Origin of the sequence: Aquabacterium sp., from assembly GCF_016195855.1 — a bacterium.
Lineage (GTDB): Bacteria > Pseudomonadota > Gammaproteobacteria > Burkholderiales > Burkholderiaceae_C > Aquabacterium.
The window spans coordinates 194,535-209,798 of sequence record NZ_JACPYU010000003.1 but is presented as its reverse complement, the minus strand read 5'-3'; the positions used below and the strand labels follow the sequence as shown (position 1 = coordinate 209,798).

Annotated in this window: 15 protein-coding genes and 2 tRNA genes; 15 read left to right on the top strand and 2 right to left on the bottom strand. The window is 64.4% G+C overall.

The genetic code is table 11. The features are described from left to right. The first annotated feature begins 17 nt into the window (after positions 1 to 17). The 15 genes from hemF to HY019_RS02515 all read left to right on the top strand — a co-directional run bounded on the left by hemF (position 18) and on the right by HY019_RS02515 (position 12,782). Positions 18 to 944 carry an oxygen-dependent coproporphyrinogen oxidase gene (gene hemF / locus HY019_RS02585; protein ID WP_290688121.1) on the top strand — a complete coding sequence of 309 codons (927 nt, stop codon included), beginning with the start codon at positions 18 to 20 and terminating at the stop codon, positions 942 to 944. Positions 945 to 953: 9 nt separating this feature from the next. Continuing rightward, complete coding sequence (nadD, locus tag HY019_RS02580) at positions 954 to 1,604, top strand: nicotinate-nucleotide adenylyltransferase (RefSeq protein ID WP_290688120.1); 651 nt, start codon at positions 954 to 956, stop codon at positions 1,602 to 1,604. Then, positions 1,605 to 2,351 carry a ribosome silencing factor gene (gene rsfS / locus HY019_RS02575; protein WP_290688119.1) on the top strand — a complete coding sequence of 249 codons (747 nt, stop codon included), beginning with the start codon at positions 1,605 to 1,607 and terminating at the stop codon, positions 2,349 to 2,351. A 44-nt stretch (positions 2,352 to 2,395) separates the two neighbouring features. Further along, the gene (rlmH, locus tag HY019_RS02570) at positions 2,396 to 2,863 is read left to right on the top strand and encodes a 23S rRNA (pseudouridine(1915)-N(3))-methyltransferase RlmH (RefSeq protein WP_290688118.1); all 468 of its coding nucleotides are present in this window, start codon (positions 2,396 to 2,398) and stop codon (positions 2,861 to 2,863) included. Further along, positions 2,856 to 4,421, top strand: a complete 1,566-nt coding sequence (locus HY019_RS02565; RefSeq protein ID WP_290688117.1) for a hypothetical protein — start codon at positions 2,856 to 2,858, stop codon at positions 4,419 to 4,421. The genes rlmH and HY019_RS02565 overlap by 8 nt, the downstream gene beginning before the upstream one ends. A gap of 26 nt (positions 4,422 to 4,447) precedes the next feature. Further along, positions 4,448 to 5,071, top strand: a complete 624-nt coding sequence (locus tag HY019_RS02560; protein WP_290688116.1) for a Maf family protein — start codon at positions 4,448 to 4,450, stop codon at positions 5,069 to 5,071. An 11-nt stretch (positions 5,072 to 5,082) separates the two neighbouring features. Beyond that, positions 5,083 to 5,766 (top strand): NAD(P)H-binding protein, encoded by a 684-nt coding sequence (locus tag HY019_RS02555; protein WP_290688115.1) that lies wholly within the window; start codon positions 5,083 to 5,085, stop codon positions 5,764 to 5,766. A gap of 11 nt (positions 5,767 to 5,777) precedes the next feature. Next, the gene (gene rng, locus HY019_RS02550; protein ID WP_290688114.1) at positions 5,778 to 7,280 is read left to right on the top strand and encodes a ribonuclease G; all 1,503 of its coding nucleotides are present in this window, start codon (positions 5,778 to 5,780) and stop codon (positions 7,278 to 7,280) included. Positions 7,281 to 7,417: 137 nt separating this feature from the next. Continuing rightward, positions 7,418 to 8,752, top strand: coding sequence for a Tol-Pal system beta propeller repeat protein TolB (tolB, locus tag HY019_RS02545; protein WP_290688112.1), 1,335 nt, complete (start codon positions 7,418 to 7,420; stop codon positions 8,750 to 8,752). Positions 8,753 to 8,792: 40 nt separating this feature from the next. Beyond that, a complete protein-coding gene (gene pal / locus HY019_RS02540) occupies positions 8,793 to 9,365 on the top strand; it encodes a peptidoglycan-associated lipoprotein Pal (RefSeq protein WP_290688110.1) in 573 nt (190 codons plus the stop codon). Positions 9,366 to 9,382: 17 nt separating this feature from the next. Then, entirely contained in the window at positions 9,383 to 10,201 is an 819-nt protein-coding gene (gene ybgF / locus HY019_RS02535) for a tol-pal system protein YbgF (RefSeq protein ID WP_290688108.1), read from the top strand. Positions 10,202 to 10,225: 24 nt separating this feature from the next. Continuing rightward, positions 10,226 to 11,026: a tRNA threonylcarbamoyladenosine dehydratase gene (locus HY019_RS02530; RefSeq protein WP_290688106.1), complete on the top strand. Its 801-nt coding sequence runs from the start codon at positions 10,226 to 10,228 to the stop codon at positions 11,024 to 11,026. A 38-nt stretch (positions 11,027 to 11,064) separates the two neighbouring features. Next, positions 11,065 to 11,140 (top strand) — tRNA-Lys (locus HY019_RS02525). A gap of 104 nt (positions 11,141 to 11,244) precedes the next feature. After that, a tRNA-Lys gene (locus HY019_RS02520) sits at positions 11,245 to 11,320 on the top strand. A 334-nt stretch (positions 11,321 to 11,654) separates the two neighbouring features. Further along, complete coding sequence (locus HY019_RS02515; protein WP_290688104.1) at positions 11,655 to 12,782, top strand: GGDEF domain-containing protein; 1,128 nt, start codon at positions 11,655 to 11,657, stop codon at positions 12,780 to 12,782. A gap of 18 nt (positions 12,783 to 12,800) precedes the next feature. Here HY019_RS02515 and HY019_RS02510 read toward each other — a convergent pair whose 3' ends face one another. Together HY019_RS02510 and HY019_RS02505 are read right to left on the bottom strand one after the other, a co-directional pair. Then, positions 12,801 to 13,370 (bottom strand): hemerythrin domain-containing protein, encoded by a 570-nt coding sequence (locus tag HY019_RS02510; RefSeq protein WP_290688103.1) that lies wholly within the window; start codon positions 13,368 to 13,370, stop codon positions 12,801 to 12,803. A 90-nt stretch (positions 13,371 to 13,460) separates the two neighbouring features. After that, entirely contained in the window at positions 13,461 to 15,239 is a 1,779-nt protein-coding gene (locus HY019_RS02505; protein ID WP_363302358.1) for a carboxypeptidase regulatory-like domain-containing protein, read from the bottom strand. Positions 15,240 to 15,264: the final 25 nt, after the last annotated feature.

Sequence of the window (15,264 nt, the reverse complement as noted above, 5' to 3'; positions counted from 1 at the left end):
TTTAACCATACGCCTTCATGAGCACCACCCCCGCCTTGAACACCGACGCCGTTCGCCAGTACCTGCTGGACCTGCAAGACCGCATCGTGGCCGCCTTCGAAACCGAAGACGGCACGCCCTTCGTGAGGGATGCCTGGGTGCGTGGCCCGCAGGAACGCCTGCAGGGTGATGGCTGTTCGCGGCTGGTGGAAGAGGGCACCGTGCTGGAGCGCGGCGGCTGCAACTTCTCGCACGTGAAGGGCCCGAGCCTGCCGCCTTCGGCCACGCAGCACCGCCCCGAGCTGGCCGGTTGCCCGTTCGAGGCCATGGGCGTGTCGCTGGTCTTCCACCCGCGCAACCCCTACGCGCCCACCGTGCACATGAACGTGCGCATGCTGGCGGCCCACAAGCCCGACGGCTCGGTGGTGGCCTGGTTCGGCGGTGGCATGGACCTCACGCCCTACTACGGCCAGGAAGAGGACGCCCGCCACTTTCACCAGGTCTGCCAGGACGCGCTGGCGCCTTTTGGCGACGACAAGTACCCGCGCTTCAAGAAATGGTGCGACGAGTACTTCTTCCTCAAGCACCGCAACGAGGCGCGCGGCGTGGGCGGCATCTTCTTTGACGACTTCTCCGAACTGGGCTTTGAAGGCGGGTTCGCCATGATCCGCTCGGTGGGTGACGCCTTCACGCAAGCCTATCTGCCCATCCTGCAGCGCCGCCGTGGCCTGCCTTATGGCGAGCGCGAGCGTGACTTCCAGGCCTATCGCCGCGGTCGTTATGTCGAGTTCAACCTGGTGTGGGACCGCGGCACGCTGTTTGGCCTGCAGTCCGGTGGCCGCACCGAAAGCATCCTGATGTCGATGCCGCCCATCGTGAAGTGGCGCTACGACTGGCACCCCGAGCCTGGCAGCGCCGAAGCCCGGCTGTATTCCGACTTCCTGCCCGCGCGGGATTGGGTCTGAGGTCGTTTGTTGACATCGTCTTCTCCAACCCCTGATCGCGCCGCGCGCCGCGTGGGCCTGATGGGGGGTAGTTTCGATCCCGTCCACCGTGCCCATGTCGAGCTGGCAGAAACCGCCTTGCGGCATCTGCACCTGGATGAGGTGCGCTGGATCCCGGTCGGGCAGCCCTGGCAGAAGGCCAGGCAACTGGCCGCACCCAGGCACCGGCTGGCCATGGTGCAGGCGGCCACGGCCCATGAACCGCGTTTTGTGGTCGATGCCATCGAGCTGAACCGGGATGGCCCTTCATACACGCGGGACACGGTGCGGATGCTACAAACCGCATCCACCGAGCCAACTGACTGGTTCCTGATCATTGGCCAGGACCAGTACGCCAATTTCCCGACCTGGCAGGGCTGGCACGAATTGTTGCAAGCGCTGACGCTGGCCGTGGCCTGCAGAGGGCATGATCTGCCTGCTGCGCCCCAGGCGCTGGCGGGGCTTGCGTACCGTGTGGTGGAGCTGCCCATGCCGCCTTTGAATGTCTCTTCGACCGATATCCGCGCCCGGCTTGCCCGTGGCGAAGATCCTTTGACCCTCGCGCCAGAACTGGTGTCCGCACCGGTGGCGCGTTATATTGCAACCCATCAACTCTACGCCCCTGGTGGCGCCCCCCGCTGAATGGACATCCGTAAACTGCAACGCGCCATCGTCGATGGTCTGGAAGATGTCAAGGCCCAAGACATCGTCGTGTTCAACACCGAGCACCTCTCGCCTCTGTTCGAGCGGGTGATCATCGCAACCGGCTCTTCCAACCGTCAGACCAAGGCGCTGTCCTCCAGCGTGCGTCAGGCTGTCAAGGCGGCGGGCTTTCAGGTGATGCGCACCGAGGGCGAAGACAACGGTGAGTGGATCATCGTGGACTGCGCCGCTGCCGTCGTGCACATCATGCAACCGGCGATTCGCCAGTACTACCAGCTCGAAGAGATCTGGGGTGACAAGCCCGTGGCCATCAAGCTCAATGCGGGCAAGGTCGGTCTGGCCAAGGCTTCCGAGCCGGATGAAGACGACGCGCCCGTGAAGCCCAAGAAGGCCGCAGGCAAGACCACCGCTGCCAAGAAGGCCGCCACGACCTCGCCAAGCCGCAAGGTCGCTGCCAAGAAGGCGCCTGCTGCGAAGAAGGCCGCTGGCAAGGCTCCGGCTGCTGCACCGAAGGCACCGGCCAAGAAGGTGGTGGCCAAGAAAGTCGCCGCCAAGAAGGCCGCCAGCACCGTGAAGAAGATCGTGGTGAACGCGCCGGAGGCCAAGAAGGCACCGGCTCGCAAGGTCGCAGTCAAGAAGGTGGCGGCCAAAAAGGCGCCAGCCCGCAAGGTGGCCGTGAAGAAGGTGGCAGCCAAGAAGGCCGCCCCCAAGAAGTCGGCACGTTGATTTCACAGTCGACCTTGTTGCAGTACTGGTAAGGTCGTTGGGCCATGAAGCTCACTGTTGTCACCATTGGCCACCGCCTGCCGGATTGGGCAAACGAGGCGTGCGAGGACTACCTCAAGCGCTTCCCGCCTGACTGGAAGGTGGAGGTCAAGGCCCTCAAGGCCGAGCCGCGTGAAGGCAAGCCTGTGGCGGCCATCATGCAGGCCGAGGCTGTGCGCATGGAGGCGGCGTTGGAGCGCGGCGTGCGCCGGGTCATCCTGGATGAGCGTGGTTCGCGCCTGACCAGCGTGCAACTGGCCGAGCGCACCGAGGCCTGGCTGAACGATGGCCGCGATGTGGCGCTGATCATCGGCGGGGCCGACGGCATCGACCCTCAACTCAAGCAAACAGCGGACGAGGCCATACGCCTGTCCGACATGACCTTGCCGCATGCCCTGGCGCGTGTGCTCCTGCTGGAGCAGCTCTATCGTGCCTGGTCCTTGCGACACAACCATCCTTATCACCGTGCCTGATTTTCTCAAAAGACCGACGCTGCTCAGTGCATGGGTGGCGGTGGTGGTCTGGGTCTTGGCCTATGGTTTGCTCAAGGTGATCAGCCCGGATGGCCTGGACATCGACAGCGCCGAGCAGGTGTATTTTGCGCAGTCCTGGCAACTGGGCTATGGCACCCGTCAGCCACCGCTGTATACGTGGTTGCTCTTGTCGCTCAAACCGGCGCAGGTGTCCTGGGCACTGGCGCTGGAGTTCGGGCGCTACCTGTGCCTGCTGATCTGGCTGGGTGGCGTGCAGGCGCTGGCACGCGCTTGCGGGGCGGACCGTTCGGTTCAGGCCAAGGTCCTGCTGGCGCATCTGGGCTTGCTGCTGGCCATGTGGCGTGTGCATGACAGCCTGACGCACACGGTGCTGGCAGCGGGGATCACGATGTGGGCGTCTGTGGCCGCCGCACGCGCGCTGTCCCGGCCTGCCTGGTGGCCTGTGGTGGGGCTGCTCGCGGCCGTGGCCTGCCTGTCCAAGCTCAACGCGGCGCTGTGGTGCCTGTCCAGCCTGGTCTCCGCGTGGATCATCATCCTGCAGCCTTCGTTGCGTGCACAGCCGGCAGTCGATGGCGCGGGCCATGCGCCGGCACGAACCCACCTGCTGTGGATGCTGCTGGCCTTGCTGGTGTTCAGTGCCGCCATCGCGCCCTATGCCCATTGGTGGCTGACGCAACCCAGTGGCTCGGTCTCGCTGGCGCGTCGGGTCGTGGTGTCCGATGCGCACCTGCCCATGTGGAAGCCCATGGTGCGCGTGGTGCTGGGGGCCTTGGAGTACCTGCTGCTGGCGCCCTTGCTGCTGGCCTTGCTGGCCTGGCGCGTGCAATCGCCGCAAGACAAAGGCAGCACGATGCGCGCCGATGTCGGGCGCTGGCTGGGCTGGCAGACAACCTGTGGCCTGTCCATACTCATTGTCATCATGATGGTGATGAAGGCCTCCCATTTCACGCCCCGCTGGTTGTGGCCGGTGATTCCTGGCACCACCGTCTGGATGTGTGTGAAAGCCTGGCAGATCCTGGATGGCGCCGATCGCCTGGCCGCCTGGCGTGCACGAGCCGTGTGGCTCACCTGGGCTCTGGTGGCCGTGACCATTGGCGCGTCGGCCCTGCGTTGGTGGGTGCCTGAGATCAATGCACAGCGTTGCAAGAGCTGCTGGACAGACCGGCCTGCCGAGCAGGTTTCTGCCGATCTGCACCAACGCTATGGCAGCCAGCCTCTGCGCATCATCACGGGGGACGACCACCTGGCCGGCATCCTGGCTCAGGTGGATGCCCGCGACAGCACCTGGACATCCAATTCGGTGGATTTGCCCCCGCCGGCAGATTTCGTGCGGGATCGCGGGCCTTGCGTGGCGGCCTGGATCACGATGGATCAAGTGCAAGCCATGCCCGACGGGTTGCGTGGCCTGGTGGGTGATGCCGCTGTTGGCGTGCCGCTTGCACAGGCCCGCCTGCCGATGCCGCGTGCGCCTCAGCGCGCGATGTGGCTGCTGTCCATGCCCCTGCCCGAGAGCGTGTGCAACAAGGCTCGGCAGTGACACCGCTCATGCCGTAGGATGTCGGCATGACCTCGCCCGCATTCACCGCCAGCCCCTGGCTTTACCTGGCTTCTCAAAGCCCACGCCGCCGACAACTGCTGGATCAGTTGGGCGTGCGCCATGAGTTGCTCTTGCCTGATCCGGACGAGGACGCCGAATCGCTCGAAACCGAGCGCCCGGGCGAATCCCCTGAGGACTACGTGCAGCGCGTGACGCTGGCCAAGTGGGAGGCGGCCGTGGCGCGCCGCGCGCGTCGCGCGGCCCAGGGGGGCTGGCTTGAGGCCCCGATCCTGTGCGCCGACACCACGGTGGCGCTGGGTAGCGAGATCCTGGGCAAGCCGGGTGACACGGCCCATGCGGCCGAGATGCTCGCCAGGTTGTCGGGGCAGTCGCACAAGGTCTTGACGGCGGTGGTGGTCAATGGCCAGTTGCGCTTGAGCGTGTCGCACGTGCAATGGCGTGTGCTGTCTCCCGACGAGATCTCGCGTTACGTGGCCAGTGGCGAGCCCATGGGCAAAGCCGGTGCCTACGCCATCCAGGGGCGATCGGGTGCGTGGACACAGCACATGGATGGCAGCTACAGCGGCATCATGGGCCTGCCTTTGTTCGAGACGGCCGAGCTGCTCAAGCCCCTGGGCTGGCGCTTTTGATCGAGGGGCCCATGACACAGCCGCAAGGTGCACGTGTTTTGCTGGCGGGGGCCAGTGGCCTGGTGGGGCGGCAAGCCCTGATCCAGCTTCTGGCAGACCCGACGGTGGCCGAAGTGCGCGCCCTGGTGCGGCGAGACATGACGCCGGCAGAGATGCTGGGCCCCTCGCATGCGGCCGTGCCTGGTCTCGACAAATTGCGCATCTGCAAAGCCAATTTCGAGCGACTGGAAGCGCACGCCGACTGGTTCAATGTGGATTGGGTGTTCTGCGCCCTGGGCACGACCATCCGGCAGGCCGGATCGCAAGCCGCTTTCCGCCAGGTTGATTTTGATTACCCCTTGCAGGTGGCGCAGCTGGCCAAGGCGCAGGGTGCCCGTCGCTTCATGCTGGTCAGCGCGCTGGGCGCCAGTGCCCGCTCCAAGGTGTTCTACAGCCGCACCAAAGGCGAGCTGGAAGAAGCCATCAAGGCCATCGGCTTCGAGCACGTCAGCGTGGCCAGGCCATCCTTTCTGGCCGGTGAGCGCACCGAGCATCGCGCTGGTGAGCGCATCGCCTTGAAGCTGGGTTTCCTGATGCCGGCGCGCTACAAGCCCGTGCGCGATGCGCAAGTGGCCGCGGGTTTGCTGGCCTCGGCCAGGGCTGGCCAGCCAGGCTGGCATGTGCTGGACAACATCGCCTTGCGCCGCATGCGGTAAATTGCGGGCATATGCCCAGCTCACAAGACATCCTCATCAACTGGACCCCCCAGGAAACCCGCGTTGCCCTCATCGAAGGAGGCGCCGTGCAGGAGTTGCACGTTGAACGCACCCTGGAGCGCGGCCTGGTTGGCAACATCTACGCCGGCAAGGTCGTGCGCGTGCTGCCCGGCATGCAATCGGCCTTCATCGACATCGGCTTGGAGCGCGCCGCCTTCCTGCACGTGGCCGATCTGCACCGTGAAGACGGGCAGGCCAAGCCCCACCCACGTTCAGGCGAGGTCCAGACACCCATCGAGAAACGCGTGCACGAAGGCCAGACCCTCATGGTCCAGGTCATCAAGGACCCGATCGGCACCAAGGGTGCGCGCCTGTCCACGCAGGTCAGCGTCGCGGGGCGCTTGCTGGTGTTCCTGCCGCAGGACGACCACCTGGGCATCTCGCAGAAGATCGGCTCCCCCGAACTGCGCGACCAGTTGCGCGAACGCATGATGCGGCTGATCGGTGAGGCCGACAACCGCGAGGGCCGCACCCGCTCGGGTGGCTTCATCCTGCGCACCAATGCCGAAGACGCCACCGATGAAGAGCTGGCAGCCGACATTGCCTACCTGCGCAAGACCTGGGCGACGATCCGCGAGCATGGCCTGCGGGCTGCGCCCGGCACCTTGCTGTACCAGGAGCTGAACCTGGCCCAGCGCGTGCTGCGTGATCTGGTCAATGACGAGGTCACCACCATCCGCATCGACTCCCTGATCCAGTTCGATGCACTCAAGTCCTTTGGCGCCGAGTTCACACCATCAGCGGTTGACAAGCTGCACCACTACAAGGGCGAGCGCCCCATCTTCGATCTCTACAACATCGACACCGAGATCGAGCGTGCCTTGGCTCGCCGTGTGGACCTCAAGTCCGGCGGTTACCTGATCGTTGACCAGACAGAAGCCCTGACCACCGTTGACGTCAACACTGGCGGCTATGTGGGCGCGCGCAACTTCGACGACACCATCTTCAAGACCAATCTGGAAGCGGCGCAGGCCATCGCGCGCCAGCTGCGGCTGCGCAACCTGGGCGGCATCATCATCATCGACTTCATCGACATGCTGCGCGAGGACCACCGCGACAACGTGCTCTCGGAGTTCCGCAAGCAACTGGCCAAGGACCGCACCAAGCACACGGTGAGCGGCTTCTCGCCGCTGGGCCTGGTCGAGATGACGCGCAAGCGCACGCGCGAGTCGCTGGCGCACATGCTGTGCGAGCCTTGCCCGACCTGCGAGGGCAGGGGGCAGGTCAAGACGGCGCGCACCGTCTGCTACAACATCCTGCGCGAGATCCTGCGTGAGGCGCGCCAGTTCAACCCCAAGGAGTTCCGCATCGTGGCCAGCGCCACCGTGGTCGAGATGCTGCTCGACGAGGAAAGCCAGCATCTGGCGGGCCTGAGCGACTTCATCGGCAAGCCGGTGTCACTGCAGGCCGAGCCCTCCATGTCGCCCGAACAGTACGACATCGTGCTGCTGTGAAGGCTGGCCGACCAAAGGCAGATTTACATTGCTTGACATCCTGAGGGCAGGGTTCCTGCTGCGGCGGGGGGAACTTCCGCTCAGGACGGGGCACAATCCAGGGTAGTTTGACTCTGCCTGTCTGAGTGACGGAACCCATGCAGCTCCCCGTTTCGCGTCGTTCGGCCCTTGGTGGCCTGTTTGGCGGGCTCGCCCTTTCGTTGACCTTGACGGCGGGCGGCGCACTCTGGCCGCTCAACGCGGCGCATGCCCAGTTTCGCGTCGAGATCTCCGGCGTGGGCGCCACGCAGATCCCGATCGCCATTGGCAAATTCCGCGATGAGGCGCGCTCGCCCCAGCCGGTGTCGGCCATCATCAAGGCTGACCTGGAGCGCAGCGGCCTGTTCAAATCGCTCGATGCCAGTGCCGACAGGCTCGATGAGGTGGGCCGCCCACCGCTGAGCGACTGGCGCAGCAAGGGCGCCGATGCGCTGCTGGCCGGCTCGGTGACACCGCTGGCCGATGGCCGCTTCGACATCCGCTACCACCTGTGGGACGTGCTCAAGGCCCAGGACATGGGCGGGCTCAGCCTGGTCGTGCCCGCGGGTGACCTGCGTCAGGCCGCGCACCGCATCGCCGACGAGGTCTATGAAAAGCTCACCGGCGACAAAGGCGTGTTCGCCACCCGCATCGCCTACGTGAGCAAGGTCGGGCGCCAGCACACGCTGGTGATCGCCGACTCGGACGGCGAGGGCACCCAGGCCGCGCTGACCAGCGCCCAGCCCATCATCTCGCCAGCCTGGTCCCCGGATGGTCGGCAACTGGCCTATGTGTCCTTTGAAGGCGGCAAGGCCGTGGTGGTCGTGCAGGACGTGTCCTCGGGCCGCCGCCGCGTGGTGGCCGGCTTCAAGGGCACCAACAGCGCGCCCGCCTGGTCCCCCGATGGCCGCCAACTGGTCGTCACGCTCAGCCGTGATGGCGGCTCGCAACTCTATGTCATCAATGTCGATGGCGAGGGCCTGCGTCGCCTGACGCAAAGCGCCGCCATTGACACCGAAGCCACCTGGTCGCCCGATGGCGGCACCGTCTTCTTCGTGAGCGACCGTGGGGGTGGCCCGCAGATCTACCGCGTGCCCGCATCAGGCGGCAGCGCCACGCGCGTGACCTTCTCTGGCAGCTACAACATCAGCCCGGCTATCAGCCCGGATGGCCGCTACATGGCCTACATCGGCCAGGTGGATGGGGGCGCTTACCGCGTGCACCTGATGGACCTCTCCGGTGGCAGCGTGAAGGTGCTGACCGACACCCGTGACGATGAAAGCCCCAGCTTTGCGCCCAACAGCAAGCAGATCATCTATGCCTCGCGTGCCCAGGGCCGCGACGTGCTGATGACCACCTCGCTGGACGGCCGCATCAAGGCCAAGTTGACCACCCCTCAAGCCGACGTGCGTGAACCCGTGTGGGGCCCGCAGTTGAACCCTTCCAGGCGTTGAACGCGCCGCCCGCCCTTTCTTCAGATTCAAGGAGCCTCGAATGACCCAAGCTCGCCAGACCTCTCGCCTGTTTGCCCTGTCCCTGATGGCCTCGGCCGCCCTGTTGCTGGGTGGTTGCGGCTCGTCCGTCAAGCTCGATGACAAGGCCGGCAGTGGCGCCGCCCCCATCAGCGACGCGACCCGCCCTGGCGGCAGCGGCTACGGTGCCAACAACAACACCGTGCCCTCCACCAATGTGGCCCCGGTGGTGGTGGCCCCGTCCGACAACGCGGGTGCCGACATCGGCCTGGCACGCGTCATCTATTTCGATTTCGACAGCAATGTCGTCAAGGAAGAATTCCGTGGCGCCATTGAAGGCCACGCCAAGCGCCTGACCGCTGCCAAGGGCAAGAAGGTCGTGATCGAAGGCCACACCGACGAACGCGGTGGCCGCGAGTACAACCTGGCACTGGGCCAGCGTCGTGCCGAAGCCGTGCAGAAGTCGCTGACGCTGCTGGGCGTGTCGGGTGAGCAGATCGAAGCCGTGAGCTTTGGTGAAGAGCGCCCGGCCGTTCAAGGCAGCAACGAAGAGGCGTGGGCCAAGAACCGCCGCGCTGAAATCAAGGACCGTTGATCTTCAAGGGACACGTCATGCGCCTTGCTTCCCCCATGTTTGCCCGCCTGCGCCCCTTGGTGATGGCCATGGCCACCCTGCTGTCTGGCGCGGGGGCCCACGCCGGTCTGTTTGAAGACGACGAAGCGCGCCGTGCCATCCTGGAGGTGCGCATGCAGCGCACCCAGGACACGGAGGCGGCCAACGCCAAGCTGGCGGCCCTGACCGCCCAGGTCGATCAGCTCAAGCGCAGCCTGCTGGACATGAATGCCCAGGTCGAACAGCTGCGCAGTGAACTGGCCAGGCAGCAAGGCACCAACGAGGTGCTGGTGCGCGATGTGTCCGAGCTGCAACGCAAGCAAAAGGACGTGCAGGGCACGCTGGACGAGCGCGTGCGCAAGTTGGAGCCGCAGTCCGTGACGCTGGACGGCAAGACCTTCAAGGTGGACCCGGACGAAAAGCGCCTGTTTGACGAGTCCCTGGCGCGCTTGCGTGCCGCAGACTTTGCGGGCGGTGCGGCCGGCCTCAACGGCCTGGTGCAGCGCTTCCCGACCACCGGCTACCGCGAGTCGGCCCTGTACTGGCTGGGCAATGCCCAATATGGCCTGCGTGACTACAAGGAGGCCATCAGCGCCTTCAAGCAGTTGCTGGACCGTGCGCCTGAGCATGTGCGTGCGCCTGAAGCGCTGCTGTCGATTGCCAACTGCTATGGTGAACTCAAGGACACCGCGAACACGCGCAAGACGCTGGAGCAGTTGATCAAGCAGTACCCGCAGACCGAGGCCGCACAGGCTGCACGTGACCGCTTGCTCACCATGCCCGCTGCGCCCGCTGACAAGAAGCGCAAGGCCCATTGAGCCCCGTTGGTGACTGAGCCGTTCGTGACCTCATCCCCTGATGATCTGCTGGCCGCCGCCAGCCAGCCCGATCCTGACCGACGTTTTGGTGGCCTGCGCCGCCTGCATGGCGTGTCGGGCTACGAGCGCCTGCGTGCCGCCCGCATTGCGGTGATCGGCGTGGGCGGTGTCGGCTCCTGGACAGCCGAGGCCCTGGCGCGCAGTGGCGTGGCCCAGCTCACCTTGATCGACCTGGACAACATCGCCGAGTCCAACGTCAACCGCCAGGTGCATGCCCTGGAAACCACCTTCGGGCAGGCCAAGGTGCTGGCCCTCAAGGACCGCATCGCGCTCATTCACCCGGGCTGCGTGGTCAAGGCCATTGAAGAGTTTGTGGACGAGGCCAATGTGGCTGACTTGCTCAAGGCGCAGGACATCGATGGTGTGATCGATTGCTGTGACCAGGTGCGTGCCAAGGCGGCCATCGCAGCATGGGCGCAGCAACACGGCAGGCCCGTGGTGGCGGTGGGCGCCGCAGGCGGCAAGACCCGTCCCCAGCTGGTGGAGGTGGCCGACTTGTCCGAGGTGACCCACGACCCCTTGCTGGCCAGCCTGCGCCAACGCTGGCGCCAGCGCCACGGTGGGGCGCGCAAGGGCAAGATGGGTTTGTCATGCGTGTTCTCGCGCGAGGCGGTGTTGCCACCCCAAGACAGCTGCGACACAGCTGATGCGCCGCAAGGCGATGGCTCGCTGAACTGCGCAGGCTATGGCTCCAGCGTCACTGTCACGGCCACCTTCGGCATGGTGGCGGCCGCGCAAATGATCGAAGCCTTGCTCACGGCCTGAAGCAGCAAAAATCTGTGTTATAGTCGCAGGCTTTTCGGGGGTCGGTAGCTCAGTCGGTAGAGCAGCGGACTTTTAATCCGTTGGTCGCGAGTTCGAGTCTCGCCCGACCCACCAAAAAATTTTTCAAAGACTTCGGTTAGTCACAAAAACTGTGTATATAATCTAAGTCTTCGCTAGATAACCACTTCTAGCGGTCTTCGCAAGAAGATACCAGGTGCGGGCTCCTAGCTCAGTTGGTAGAGCAGCGGACTCTTAATCCGTTGGTCGACAGTTCGAATCTGTCGGGGCCCACCAAAATTTGAGGGATCAGTTCTAACGAGCTGGTCCCTTTTTACTTTTTGCGCGCCTGAAAAGGCCTTATAGCCGTTTCAGCTTCTCTTCAGGCTCACGCCGCACCGGTTCGTGTGCACTATTACGCGCTTTGCGACCCGAATTCGCGCCAAACATGGCCTTAGCCTCTTGCTGCCACCGTTGGTGCTGCGCACAATGATTCTGCAGATCTTGCAAATTCGGTCACCCCGATTCGGCCGGCAGCGCAAGACCCTGTAGATCGCATCAGGTGTGGTTGGTAGCGCCTCCTGATGTCAGTTGTGCAGATGCGCTACCCGGACAACAGGAGAGGTCGCCCATGCACATCACCCAGCAGACGCTCATGGAGCAGTTGCGCATCGTCGACTTCGAAATCGACCAGCGCAAATCGCTGTTGTCGTTCACGGAAGAAGACGTCACCGCCTTGCTCAGCGTGCGGGCGCTCATCGATCGTCGCTCCCATCAGTTGGTGGCCGACTTCTACAAGCAGCAGATGGAAATCCCGGAAGTCATGCTGCTGATCGGCGATGCCGACACCTTGCAACGCATGCAGGTGGCACAGCGTCGCTACATCCTGGATCTGTTTTGCGGTGTGTACGACGCCGAATACGTCAACAACCGATTGCACATCGGGCTGGGGCACAAGCGCATCGGCGTGGACCCCAAACTCTACCTGGCTTCCGTGCACACGCTGCGCGAGATGCTGGTGCAGACCATCTCCAGCGAAGTGCCCGATTCGCCGAACCGGCGCGCGGTGATCAGCGCGCTGGACAAGCTGTTCTTCTTCGACATGACCCTGGTCTTCGACATCTACATCCGCAGCATGATGCAGGAGATCGAGTCGTCCAAGACGCGGCTGGAGTTGTACGCGCAAAGCCTGGAGAAGAAGGTGTGTGAGCGCACCCAGCAGCTGCAGGATCTGTCTCGCACAGACCCGCTCACGCGCTTGTTCAACCGCCGGCATCTGGACGAGGCGGCCGAGCATGCCTTGCGTGCGGCCAAGCGGCGCAGTGAGCCCGTGTCACTGGTCTACCTGGACGTCAACGATTTCAAGCTGATCAATGACCGGGACGGCCATCTGGCGGGTGACGAGGTGCTGACCAAGACCGGTGAGTTGCTGCGCACGATAGGCCGCAGCGAGGACCTGTGCTTCCGCTATGGGGGCGACGAGTTCCTGGTCATCCTGCCCAACTGCACCGAGGCCGAAGCCAAGACCATCTACTGGAACAGGTTGAGCGAGGGCTTGACCCAGCAGTTGCCCGGCGTGAGCCTGAGCGTGGGCATCAGCCAGACCGGCACCGACCACTACATGAGCCTGGACGAGCTGATCCGCGAGGCCGATGAGCGCATGTACGAAAACAAGCGCGCCAGAGCCGAGGCGCTGGCGCAGGCCAGAGCCAACGTCACGGAACTGCCGCTGCGCGGCTCCAGCGCATCGGCAGCCTGACGGGCTCTTCTGTGCCGCTTATTTGCTGGCCTTGACGGCGCCACCCCGGCGGCGCAGGGCCATCTCGCGCCCCATGCCTTGCAGATCCCATTCGGCGATGCGCGCCTTGGCCTCGGGGAAGATCAGGGACTCTTCCAGGGCCATGTGGTCCTGGTAGAGCGCCTGGAACACGGGCACGGCGTGTGACAACTGGTCGATGTTGAACCAGTTGTAGCCCGCGGCAATGGACTCGAATTGCGGGGCCAGCTCAAGCCAGTCTTCTTCGATCCAGCCGTGGTCCTGCTGAAGGCGCAGCGTATGGCGCACGAGGTCGTCATCGCCGCTGTTGATCAGCGCGGGGAAGATGTGCTTTTCTTCATCCAGGTGGTGCTGGCGGGCCGTGTTCATGAAGAACAGGAAGATGGAACGGGCCATTTCCTGCGCCTTGCCGTCCACGCCATGCTCTTGCAGGTGGACAACCAGATCACCCATCTGATGCAGTGCAGTCACCAGTTGTTGATGGCAGGCATCCAGCACGTCAAAGGGCTCGATCGCACGCCCGCGCGGGGTGCTGGAATGGGAGGCGGTGGTCTGGAGGACGGCGGACATGGTGGGCTCCTGCGGGAGGGTAGGTTGGAATGTGCGGGATTTCACTGATCTCGATTCTCGACACCCGCCGCGGGCCCGGCTTGCGCTAAGTCAACGCTTGGCTGTAGTCCGATTGGCACCCCGTTCTTGACCCAGGGCAAGCCTGTCGCGCTCTGCGCCGGTGGGGTCCAGGCAGATGAATGCGTCCTTGCCATCTTCGATGCCGTAGGCTGGCAGGTTAGACGAGCTGGAGCAGATCTGTCCATCCTTGGTGAAAACCAGATCGCGCAGCCAGGTCACCCGGGTGGGGCTGGGGTAGGCCACGAAGGTCTTGCTGACAGGGTTGAAGCGCAGGATGCGGTCAGACATGTTGGACGTGATCCAGACCTCCCCCGTGTTTGGGTGGACGTTGAGCGCGTAGGGCGTTTCGTACTCGTTGGCGGCCAGCAGGGGCAGCTTGAAGTTCTCGAACTGTTTGCTGACAGGGTCAAAGCGCATCAGGGCGCTGTCGTCGAAGGCCGGGATCCACAGGATGCCGTTCTTGTCGAAGCGCGGGCGGCGCGGGCCACCCAGCGGCGTGTCGAACTCTTCGATGGCCAGGGTCTTGGGGTCGATGCGGCCGATCTTGTTGCCCAGCAGCTTGGCGTACCAGATCGAGCCATCCTTGGGGTTGACGTCGATGCCATAGGGCAGCTGGTACATGGCGCGGCCCATCATGAACTGATGCGGGGACAGCTTGACGGGCATGTTCCGGGCTGGCAAATACTTGGCCGCCAGCTTGAACACCGTGGGCAGGCCGTATTCGCTGAATGCGCGGATGACCGGGTTGTCCGGCAGGTGCAGCATCGTGAACTTTTCGGTCTTGGGGTCAAAGCGGCCCACCTTGTTGGACACGGCCACCGTGAACCAGATGATGCCGTCCTGGTCGATGCGGATGGTGTGCAGGTAGAACGCCGGCTCGTCGATCGTGTAGCTCTTGAAAGCCTTGGTTTTCGGGTCGAACGACATCAGGCGTGAGGACAGGGCATTGGTGATCCAGATGCGGCCGTCCTTGCCTTGCGCCATGCTGTGCGGGCCGTGTTTGCCGGTGAAAACGCCCAGCGGCAACTGCATGCCCGCGAAATAGCCGCCCACGGGCAGGTCCACGTCGGGTAGCTTGTGCGTGGTGATCTGGCCGGTCTGGCGGTCCAGCTCCCACAGGATGTCGTGGCCTTCATCGGTGCCATAGAGGTGGCCGTCGTCGCCCACATCCGTGTCGTGGATGAAGGACAGCGCATCGCCCACATGCCACTCGGTGATCTTGGCGCGGGCCAGCTCATCGCTGGCCGTGTACTTCTGCATGGCTTGAACGGCCTTGCCGTCAAAGGCCTCATGCAGGTTGTGCGAGATCGCGCTGGCTTCCGAGTTCTTGAGCAAGGCGCCGTAGCCGGCCATGCGCTCGATGGTTGCGTCCCAGGCAGAGACCTCCTTGGGCGTGCGGGTGAGGGCGTTGCCCACCTGGTGGCAGTAGTTGCACTGGCTGATGAAGGCGGTGCGCACCTGCGGGTTCTGCCATTTGACCTGGGTAAGGTGGGCGGAGGCCGTCAGGCTGTCGGACAAGGCCTGGGCGTCCTCGAAGGGCTTCATCTGGAAGTCCAGCGTGGTGGGCTTGTCGCCTGTGCTGACCAGGGGCTTGCTGACGTCTTCCAGGCGGTGCGAGCGCGCACGCACCGTGAGTTGGCCGGCAAAGCTGCTGCGAAGGGCGTAGCTGCCGTCTTGCGCGGTGTAGACGGTCTCCTTGCGGTCCTTGGCCTCGTTGAACACGGTGACCAGGGCGCCGGCCACAGGCTGGCCATCTGCCAGGGTGACGCGCCCGATCAAGCTGGCGCCGTGGGCGGCCCCGGTGAGCATCAGCAAGCCCAGGCCAAGGGTAGGC

Excerpts from the sequence above, each read along its gene's own strand:
- tolB (WP_290688112.1), top strand. The coding sequence starts at position 7,418 with ATGCAGCTCCCCGTTTCGCGTCGTTCGGCCCTTGGTGGCCTGTTTGGC.
- ybgF (WP_290688108.1), top strand. The coding sequence starts at position 9,383 with ATGCGCCTTGCTTCCCCCATGTTTGCCCGCCTGCGCCCCTTGGTGATG.
- HY019_RS02560 (WP_290688116.1), top strand. The coding sequence starts at position 4,448 with ATGACCTCGCCCGCATTCACCGCCAGCCCCTGGCTTTACCTGGCTTCT.
- pal (WP_290688110.1), top strand. The coding sequence starts at position 8,793 with ATGACCCAAGCTCGCCAGACCTCTCGCCTGTTTGCCCTGTCCCTGATG.
- rng (WP_290688114.1), top strand. The coding sequence starts at position 5,778 with ATGCCCAGCTCACAAGACATCCTCATCAACTGGACCCCCCAGGAAACC.
- rlmH (WP_290688118.1), top strand. The coding sequence starts at position 2,396 with ATGAAGCTCACTGTTGTCACCATTGGCCACCGCCTGCCGGATTGGGCA.
- rsfS (WP_290688119.1), top strand. The coding sequence starts at position 1,605 with ATGGACATCCGTAAACTGCAACGCGCCATCGTCGATGGTCTGGAAGAT.
- HY019_RS02505 (WP_363302358.1), bottom strand. The coding sequence starts at position 15,239 with ATGCTCACCGGGGCCGCCCACGGCGCCAGCTTGATCGGGCGCGTCACC.
- HY019_RS02510 (WP_290688103.1), bottom strand. The coding sequence starts at position 13,370 with ATGTCCGCCGTCCTCCAGACCACCGCCTCCCATTCCAGCACCCCGCGC.
- hemF (WP_290688121.1), top strand. The coding sequence starts at position 18 with ATGAGCACCACCCCCGCCTTGAACACCGACGCCGTTCGCCAGTACCTG.
- HY019_RS02555 (WP_290688115.1), top strand. The coding sequence starts at position 5,083 with ATGACACAGCCGCAAGGTGCACGTGTTTTGCTGGCGGGGGCCAGTGGC.
- HY019_RS02515 (WP_290688104.1), top strand. The coding sequence starts at position 11,655 with ATGCACATCACCCAGCAGACGCTCATGGAGCAGTTGCGCATCGTCGAC.